The sequence below is a fragment of the Microbacterium mangrovi genome (assembly GCF_000802305.1).
In the GTDB taxonomy this organism is placed as follows: domain Bacteria; phylum Actinomycetota; class Actinomycetes; order Actinomycetales; family Microbacteriaceae; genus Microbacterium; species Microbacterium mangrovi.
Window position 1 is genome coordinate 337,886 of sequence record NZ_JTDK01000010.1, and the last position, 7,772, is coordinate 345,657.

Here is a 7,772-nt window from a genome sequence, read left to right on the forward strand (position 1 = left end):
GTGCACCCGGGTGCGGGGGACCGCACCCGGGTGAACGCGGCGTGACGGACGTGCTGCGCGGCCGAACCGACATGAGGTCGAAACGACCGCCCGCCTAGAATGGGGGAGTGTCTGAAATCACTCCCGATCTTGTGCGCCATCTCGGCGTTCTGGCGCGGATCCAGCTGAGCGACGACGAGGTCACGCGCCTCACCGGTCAGCTCGACGTGATCGTCGACAACATCGCCAAGGTGTCGCAGGTCGCGACCCCCGACGTTGTTGCGACGAGTCATCCGATCCCGCTGTCGAACGTCTTCCGTCCCGACGAGGTGGGCGAGACGCTCACCCGCGAGCAGGCGTTGCAGAACGCGCCGGATGCCGCCGACGGCCGGTTCCGTGTGACCGCCATCCTGGGAGAAGAGCAGTGACCGACATCATCCGCCTCTCGGCCGCCGAGCTGGCCGCGAAGCTCACGTCGGGCGAGGTGTCCAGCGTCGAGGCGACCCGTGCCCACCTCGACCGCATCGCCGACGTGGACACCGACGTGCGGGCCTTCCTGCACGTCAGCGACCGGGCGATCGACACGGCCGAGGAGATCGACCGTCGCCGCGCCGCGGGCGAGCCCCTGGGCGAGCTCGCCGGTGTGCCGCTGGCCGTCAAGGACGTCCTCGTGACCACCGACATGCCGTCCACGAGCGGTTCGAAGATCCTCGAGGGCTACATGTCGCCGTTCGACGCGACGGTCGTCGCCCGCGCGCGCGCCGCGGGGCTCGTCCCGCTCGGCAAGACGAACATGGACGAATTCGCCATGGGGTCCTCCACCGAGCACTCCGCGTACGGACCCACCCACAATCCGTGGGATCTCGAGCGCATCCCCGGCGGCTCGGGCGGCGGTTCGGCCGCGGCGGTGGCGGCGTTCGAGGCGCCCCTGGCTCTCGGGTCCGACACCGGCGGATCCATCCGTCAGCCCGCGCACGTCACCGGCACCGTGGGCGTCAAGCCCACCTACGGCGGCGTGAGCCGGTACGGCGCGATCGCGCTGGCCTCGTCGCTGGATCAGGTCGGACCGGTCACCCGCACGGTGCTCGACTCCGGGCTGCTGCACGACGTGATCGGCGGACACGACCACCGCGACTCCACGTCGCTGACCGACGTCTGGCCTTCGTTCGCCGCCGCTGCCCGTGAGGGCGCGAACGGCGAGGTGCTCAAGGGCCTCAAGGTCGGCGTCATCACCGAGCTGCCCGACAGCGGGTTCCAGCCCGGGGTCGCGGCGTCGTTCCACGCGTCGCTCGATCTCATGCAGGCCCACGGCGCCGAGATCGTCGAGATCAGCGCGCCGCACTTCGAGTACGGCGTGGCTGCGTACTACCTGATCCTGCCGGCGGAGGCATCCAGCAACCTCGCCAAGTTCGACTCCGTGCGCTTCGGCCTGCGGGTCAATCGCGGCGGCACCGTCGAGGACGTCATGGCCGCGACCCGCGACGCCGGGTTCGGCGAAGAGGTCAAGCGCCGCATCATCCTCGGCACCTACGCGCTGTCGGCCGGCTACTACGACGCGTACTACGGCAGCGCACAGAAGGTGCGCACGCTCATCCAGCAGGACTTCGCCTCCGCGTTCGCGCAGGTCGACGTCATCGCGACGCCGTCCGCGCCGACCACCGCCTTCAAGCTGGGCGAGAAGATCGACGATCCGCTGCAGATGTACCTCAACGACCTCACGACGATCCCGGCGAACCTCGCCGGCGTCCCGGGCATCTCGATCCCGTCGGGTCTCGCCGCCGAAGACGGCCTGCCCGTGGGCATCCAGTTCCTCGCGCCCGCGCGCGAAGACGCCCGCCTGTACCGCGTCGGCGCCGCACTCGAAGCGCTGCTCGTGGACAGCTGGGGAGGCCCCCTGCTCGACCGCGCCCCGGCCCTGGGAGGAGCCCGCTGATGGCCAAGGACAAGCTGATGGACTTCGACAAGGCACTCGAGCTCTTCGAGCCCGTGCTCGGTTTCGAGGTGCACGTCGAGCTGAACACCGCGACGAAGATGTTCTCCGCGGCGCCGAACCCCGCCAACGAGGCCAACCACGGCGCCGAGCCGAACACGCTCATCGCCCCGGTCGACCTTGGCCTTCCGGGATCCCTGCCGGTTGTCAACGAGGAGGCCGTGCGGTCGTCGATCCGGCTCGGGCTGGCCCTCGGCTGCTCGATCGCCGAGTCGTGCCGGTTCGCGCGGAAGAACTACTTCTACCCCGACCTCGGCAAGAACTACCAGATCTCGCAGTACGACGAGCCGATCGCCTTCGAGGGCTCGGTCGAGATCGAACTCGAGGACGGCACGCTGGTGACCGTGCCGATCGAGCGCGCGCACATGGAGGAGGACGCCGGCAAGCTCACGCACATGGGCGGGGCGACCGGCCGCATCCAGGGTGCGGAGTACTCGCTGGTCGACTACAACCGTGCGGGCGTTCCGCTGGTCGAGATCGTCACGAAGCCGATCTTCGGCGCGGAGCACCGGGCGCCCGAGATCGCGAAGGCGTACGTCTCTGCGATCCGCGACATCGTGAAGGCCCTCGGCATCTCCGAGGCCCGCCTGGAGCGCGGCAACCTCCGCTGCGACGCCAACGTGTCGCTGCGCCCGCGCGGTCAGGTGAAGCTCGGCACGCGCACCGAGACGAAGAACGTCAACTCGATGCGGTCCGTGGAGCGCGCCGTACGCTACGAGATCCAGCGGCAGGCCGCGATTCTCGCCGAGGGCGGCTCGATCACTCAGGAGACCCGGCACTGGCACGAAGACACCGGCACCACCTCGCCGGGCCGACCCAAGTCGGATGCCGACGACTACCGGTACTTCCCCGAGCCCGATCTGCTCCCGGTGCTGCCGCCGCGCGACCTGGTCGAGGAGCTGCGTGCCGCCCTTCCGGAGCAGCCGGTCGCCCGACGCCGCCGCCTGAAGACCGAGTGGGGCTTCACCGACCTCGAGTTCCAGGACGTCCGCAACGGCGGACTGGTCGAGGTCGTGGAGGCGACCATCGTCGCCGGTGCGACGCCGGCTGCAGCACGCAAGTGGTGGACGGGGGAGATCACCCGCATCGCGAATCTGCGCGAACAGGATGCCGTCGATCTCGTCACCCCGCAGGGCGTGGCCGCGCTGCAGCAGCTGGTCGATGCCGGAACCCTGACGGACAAGCTCGCACGCCAGGTGCTCGAGGGCATGGTCGCCGGCGAGGGGACGCCACAGGAGATCGTGGACGCACGCGGGCTTGCCGTCGTGTCCGATGACGGTGCCCTCATCGCCGCGATCGACGAGGCACTGGCATCCCAGCCCGACGTCCTGGAGAAGATCCGCGACGGCAAGGTGCAGGCCGCGGGCGCGGTGATCGGAGCTGTTATGAAGGCGATGAAGGGCCAGGCGGATGCCGCCCGCGTGCGCGAGCTCGTGCTCGAGCGTGCGGGGTCGTCCTGATCCGGGAGAGTCCCGTGCGTCCGCCCCGGGCGAGAAAGCTCTGAACGCGACCCTCCGACGTCAATGTCGGAGGGTCGCGTCACAATAGGACTATGGGTCGTGCCGACGGGACAGGTCGCCTGGTCTCGCAGCCGGGCGCCGACGACAGCGGCACCCGGATCCTGCACGTCGACATGGATGCCTTCTACGCGTCCGTCGCGGTGCTCGACGATCCGTCGTTGCGCGGCAAGCCGCTCATCATCGGAGCGCCAGAAGGACGCAGCGTGGTCTCGAGCGCCTCGTACGAGGCGCGCAGGTTCGGGGTGCGCTCGGCGATGCCCGTGTCGCAGGCGCTGCGCCTGTGCCCCCAGGCCATCACGGTGACCCCTCGGTTCGAGCGATACGTCGAGGTCTCCCGGCAGGTGTTCGACGTGTTCCGCAGCATCACCCCGCTGGTCGAACCGCTGTCGATCGACGAGGCGTTCCTCGACGTGAGCGGCGCACGACGGCTGTGGGGGAGTCCCGGGCACATCGCGACGATGCTGCGTGCCCGGATCCTTTCGGAGGTGGGCATCGTCTGCAGCGTCGGCGTGGCCGCGACCAAGCACGTCGCGAAGATGGCTTCGACGATGAGCAAGCCGGACGGCCTGCTGATCGTGCCCCAGAGCCGCACCCTGGAGTTTCTCGAACCGCGCAGCGTCCGCGCGCTCTGGGGCGTCGGCCCGAAGGCGGCGGAGGCGCTCGAGGGGCGCGGCATCCACACCGTTGCCGACGTGATCCGCACTCCGCATGCCGTGCTCGTGCGCGCCCTCGGCCCCTCGATGGCGGGCCGCATCGGCGACCTCGCGCGCGGCATCGATCCGCGCGCCGTTGAGACCGGGCGGGTCGAGAAGAGCGTCGGCCATGAAGAGACGTTCCACGTCGACATCGCCGATCACGGCGTCCTGCGCAGCGAGCTGCGGCGGCTGGCCGATCGTGTGGGGGCGCGTCTGCGCTCGAACGAGTGGACCGCCGGGTCGGTGTCGATCAAGATCCGCTATGCCGATTTCACCACCCTCACTCGCACGGTGACTCTTCCGGCGCCGACGTCGGTGGGGCAGCGCATCGGCGAGGCGGCGATCGGATTGTTCGACGCGCTCGAACTGCGGCAGTCCGTGCGCCTGGTCGGCGTCCGTGCCGAGAAGCTGCAGCCCGCCGCCGGCAGTGTGCTCGGGCTGTGGGACGACGACGAGGAGTGGCGCAATCTCGAAGGAGCCGTCGACGAGGTCGCCGCACGATTCGGAAAGGGCGCGCTGACCCGCGCGACGCTGCTGGGCGCGCGACGGGATGTGGCGGCGCTGCCGACCGATCCGCGGACCGACCGGATGCCGTGACGAAGACCGGTCGGCGTGCGCACGGCAGTCACGGCGCGCTAGCGTGGACCCATGCCCAATCTCGCAGTGGAACTCGGCAAGCAAGCGGCTGACTTCGGCGTGCACAGCGCCTATGGCGACGTGCAGGATGTCGACGGGGTCAAGTTCATCCCGGTCGCCGTGACGTGGTCGGGGTTCGGCGGCGGCTCGGACGACGTCGGCAACGGCGCCGGAGCGGGCGGCGGCTGGGCCGTCCCGGTGGGGGCGTATGTGCGCCGCGCCGACGGTCTGCGCTTCGAACCCAACCCGATCGCGCTGCTGGCCGTGCTGATCCCCGCTATCTGGGTCACCGGTCGAGCGCTCAGCCGTGTCATCCGCGCCCGCAAGAAGTGAGCGCGACCCCGTCCGCTCCGCGCTCGGCCGGGCCGTGGCGGGCGTGGTCGACGCCGTGCGCGCGCAGGGGGTGCTGAACCCCGTCATCCTCATCGACGGCCGCAGCGGGTCCGGCAAGAGCACACTCGCGCGGGCGGTCGTCGCGTCGTGGCCGTTGCACGGGCGCGTGCAGCTCGTGGCCCTCGATTCCCTCTACCCCGGCTGGGACGGCCTGGCCGAGGGCGTCGAGACCGCGCGTGCGAGCATCCTGTACCCGCACGCCCGCGGGACGATGGGCGTTTGGCAGCGCTGGGACTGGGAGGCCTCGGTGTACGCGGAGGCCCACGCGGTCGACCCGTCGCTGCCGCTCATCGTTGAGGGGTCGGGCATCCTGACCTCGCAGACTGCGGCGCTGAGTGACATCCGCGTCTGGCTGGAGTCGCCGGAGACCTCTCGGCGCACGCGCGCCCTCGAGCGCGACGGCGAGACCTATCGACCGCACTGGGATCGCTGGAGCGCGCAGGAACGCGCGCATGTCGCCGCCGACGAGCCGCAGAAGCTGGCCACCCTGCGATTCGACGTGCCGTGACCGTCAGCGACGTCAGGCCTGCGCCGAGGCGGCTTCGATGAGCTGGTCGAGGCGGTAGGCCAGCCATTCGTAGACGCCGTACCGCGGGTCGTCGACGGGGCGGTCGTCGTCCGACGTGATCCCGAGTCGTGAAGCCAGCACCAGCCGAACGGCGGCAAGCGTCCGCAGCCACGCGGGGAGGCGGACACCGTCGATCGCGATCGGGGCGACGTCGTGCGCAGCCTCCGAGTCGAGCACGGCGGGATCGATCGGGCCGAGCATGTCGATGACGGTCCGGGCGTCGGCTCGTCGTGAGTCCAGAAGGTCCGCCTCGGTGAGCGCTCGGTATTCGTCCGCGGCGTCATCGTCGTCGGGATAGGCCGACGGCACGAGCCGGGCAAGCGCGGGGTCGTCGGCGGGGGAATCGTCGAGCAGCTCGATGAAGTCGCGGACGATGACGGAGAGATGAGCCGTCTCGGCGCGGCTGAAATCGAGGAGGACGACGCTTTCGGGATTCATTCGGGGGCCTCTCTCACGGTTGCCCACAGGCCGTAGTCGTGCATCGCGCGCGCATGCATCTCCATCTGCTCGCGGGCGCCTTCCGCGACGATCGCATGGCCGTCCTGGTGGACGTGGAGCATGAGTGTCGTCGCCTTCTCGCGGCTGTACCCGAAGTGGGTGCGGAAGACATACACGACGTAGCTCATCAGGTTGACGGGGTCGTTCCAGACGACGGTCTGCCACGGGCGAGCGGGGGATGCCTGGGACCGCTCGTCGGTGCGCTCATCGAGCTCCGGTGATGCCAGGGGTGTCATGCCCACCCCAGTTCGTGCAGTCGGTCGTCGTCGATGCCGTAGAAGTGGCCGATCTCATGGACGAGGGTGGTGTGCACTTCGTCCCGCAGCTCGGACTCGGTGGTGCACGCCGCGAGGTGCGGCTCGCGATAGACGATGATGCGATCGGGCAGTTCGCCGACGCCGTAGATGTCGCGCTCCGTGAGAGCGATGCCTTCGTAGAGCCCGAGCAGGTCGAGGCTGCCGTCTTCCGGCCGATCTTCGACCACGAAGACGACATTGTCGAGCCCGTCGATCATGTCGTCGGGAAGGCGATCGAGCTCGTCGGTGACGAGTTCTTCGAACGCCGTGGCATCCCATTCGTCCATGTGTCTGCCGCTTCTCGCGAGTGTGGGGTGGCTAACGGGACTTGAACCCGCGACCCCCTGGACCACAACCAGGTGCTCTACCGACTGAGCTATAGCCACCGTGTCCCCAGCGCGCCGGGGCAACCCTACGATTCTGTCATACGTTGGGCGCAAACAACGAAACGGCCGACGCTGCGGCTGCTTTCGCCTCGTCGCTCGAGGGTCCGGGGTCGCCGACGAACACGGACTGCCGGTAGTAGGCCAGCTCGCGGATGGACTCGCGTATGTCGATGAGAGCGCGGTGCTCGCCCTCTTTGGCCGGTGCGTGGAAGTACGCGCGCGGGAACCACCGGCGGCTGAGCTCCTTGATGCTGGAGACATCGATGTTGCGGTAGTGGAGCCAGTGATCGACGCGCGGCATGTACTTCGCGATGAACATGCGATCGGTGCCGATCGTGTTGCCGGCCAGCGGTGCCCGCCCCTCCAGCGGCACGAATCGCTGGATGTACTCGAGAACCTCGAACTCGGCCTCGCCCAGGCTGACGCCGCTCGGGATCTCCTCGAGCAGACCGGACTTGCGGTGCATGTTCGTGACGAACTCGTTCATATGGTCGAGTGCCGATGCATCGGGCTTGATGACGATCGTGAAACCGGCGTCGAGGGGGCGCAGTTCGAAGTCCGTCACGACGACCGCGACCTCGACGAGTTCGTCGACCTCGAGATCGAGCCCTGTCATCTCGCAGTCGATCCATACGAGTCGGTCGTTCTCTGAAGATGCCACCATGGGGGACATCCTAGTGAGCGCCCCGGACATCGGGCTCTCGCGAGTCCGTGCGACGGGGTCGATCGTGCGGCGGCCGTGACCCTCGCGAGTCGCCGCGAAACGCCCCCCCGGGAGTGTCTGGTTTCAGGACATAGGTCTCTCGTGATC

At 69.1% G+C, this 7,772-nt stretch carries 10 protein-coding genes and 1 tRNA gene; 6 read left to right on the forward strand and 5 right to left on the reverse strand.

Features of this window, described 5'->3' with window-relative positions; genetic code table 11:
* Positions 1–107: 107 nt before the first annotated feature.
* The 6 genes from gatC (at position 108) to LK09_RS12375 (ending at position 5,721) form a co-directional block, all read left to right on the forward strand.
* Positions 108–407, forward strand: coding sequence for an Asp-tRNA(Asn)/Glu-tRNA(Gln) amidotransferase subunit GatC (gene gatC, locus LK09_RS12350; RefSeq protein ID WP_039399622.1), 300 nt, complete (start codon positions 108–110; stop codon positions 405–407).
* Positions 404–1,912, forward strand: a complete 1,509-nt coding sequence (gatA, locus tag LK09_RS12355; protein WP_039399624.1) for an Asp-tRNA(Asn)/Glu-tRNA(Gln) amidotransferase subunit GatA — start codon at positions 404–406, stop codon at positions 1,910–1,912. Before gatC ends, gatA begins: the two co-directional genes overlap by 4 nt.
* Positions 1,912–3,429: an Asp-tRNA(Asn)/Glu-tRNA(Gln) amidotransferase subunit GatB gene (gene gatB / locus LK09_RS12360; RefSeq protein ID WP_039399626.1), complete on the forward strand. Its 1,518-nt coding sequence runs from the start codon at positions 1,912–1,914 to the stop codon at positions 3,427–3,429. The genes gatA and gatB overlap by 1 nt, the downstream gene beginning before the upstream one ends.
* A gap of 92 nt (positions 3,430–3,521) precedes the next feature.
* The gene (gene dinB / locus LK09_RS12365; protein ID WP_039399628.1) at positions 3,522–4,781 is read left to right on the forward strand and encodes a DNA polymerase IV; all 1,260 of its coding nucleotides are present in this window, start codon (positions 3,522–3,524) and stop codon (positions 4,779–4,781) included.
* Positions 4,782–4,832: 51 nt separating this feature from the next.
* Positions 4,833–5,153 (forward strand): hypothetical protein, encoded by a 321-nt coding sequence (locus LK09_RS12370; protein WP_039399630.1) that lies wholly within the window; start codon positions 4,833–4,835, stop codon positions 5,151–5,153.
* Positions 5,128–5,721 carry a nucleoside/nucleotide kinase family protein gene (locus LK09_RS12375; protein ID WP_082008224.1) on the forward strand — a complete coding sequence of 198 codons (594 nt, stop codon included), beginning with the start codon at positions 5,128–5,130 and terminating at the stop codon, positions 5,719–5,721. Before LK09_RS12370 ends, LK09_RS12375 begins: the two co-directional genes overlap by 26 nt.
* Before the next feature lie 12 nt (positions 5,722–5,733).
* Here LK09_RS12375 and LK09_RS12380 read toward each other — a convergent pair whose 3' ends face one another.
* From LK09_RS12380 to orn, 5 genes are all read right to left on the reverse strand, one after another.
* Positions 5,734–6,219, reverse strand: coding sequence for a DUF2017 family protein (locus LK09_RS12380; protein WP_039399635.1), 486 nt, complete (start codon positions 6,217–6,219; stop codon positions 5,734–5,736).
* Positions 6,216–6,515, reverse strand: coding sequence for an ATP-dependent Clp protease adapter ClpS (gene clpS, locus LK09_RS12385; protein ID WP_197061050.1), 300 nt, complete (start codon positions 6,513–6,515; stop codon positions 6,216–6,218). Before clpS ends, LK09_RS12380 begins: the two co-directional genes overlap by 4 nt.
* The gene (locus tag LK09_RS12390) at positions 6,512–6,862 is read right to left on the reverse strand and encodes a metallopeptidase family protein (protein ID WP_039399639.1); all 351 of its coding nucleotides are present in this window, start codon (positions 6,860–6,862) and stop codon (positions 6,512–6,514) included. Before LK09_RS12390 ends, clpS begins: the two co-directional genes overlap by 4 nt.
* Positions 6,863–6,885: 23 nt before the next feature.
* Positions 6,886–6,961: transfer RNA gene (locus LK09_RS12395), tRNA-His, on the reverse strand.
* Positions 6,962–6,998: 37 nt separating this feature from the next.
* Complete coding sequence (gene orn, locus LK09_RS12400; protein ID WP_039399641.1) at positions 6,999–7,625, reverse strand: oligoribonuclease; 627 nt, start codon at positions 7,623–7,625, stop codon at positions 6,999–7,001.
* Between the last annotated feature and the right edge of the window lie 147 nt (positions 7,626–7,772).

Bases quoted from the DNA above. Each gene is read 5' to 3' on its own strand.
- LK09_RS12390 (WP_039399639.1), bottom strand. From the start codon at position 6,862: ATGGACGAATGGGATGCCACGGCGTTCGAAGAACTCGTCACCGACGAG.
- orn (WP_039399641.1), bottom strand. From the start codon at position 7,625: ATGGTGGCATCTTCAGAGAACGACCGACTCGTATGGATCGACTGCGAG.
- dinB (WP_039399628.1), top strand. From the start codon at position 3,522: ATGGGTCGTGCCGACGGGACAGGTCGCCTGGTCTCGCAGCCGGGCGCC.
- gatB (WP_039399626.1), top strand. From the start codon at position 1,912: ATGGCCAAGGACAAGCTGATGGACTTCGACAAGGCACTCGAGCTCTTC.
- LK09_RS12380 (WP_039399635.1), bottom strand. From the start codon at position 6,219: ATGAATCCCGAAAGCGTCGTCCTCCTCGATTTCAGCCGCGCCGAGACG.
- LK09_RS12370 (WP_039399630.1), top strand. From the start codon at position 4,833: ATGCCCAATCTCGCAGTGGAACTCGGCAAGCAAGCGGCTGACTTCGGC.
- clpS (WP_197061050.1), bottom strand. From the start codon at position 6,515: ATGACACCCCTGGCATCACCGGAGCTCGATGAGCGCACCGACGAGCGG.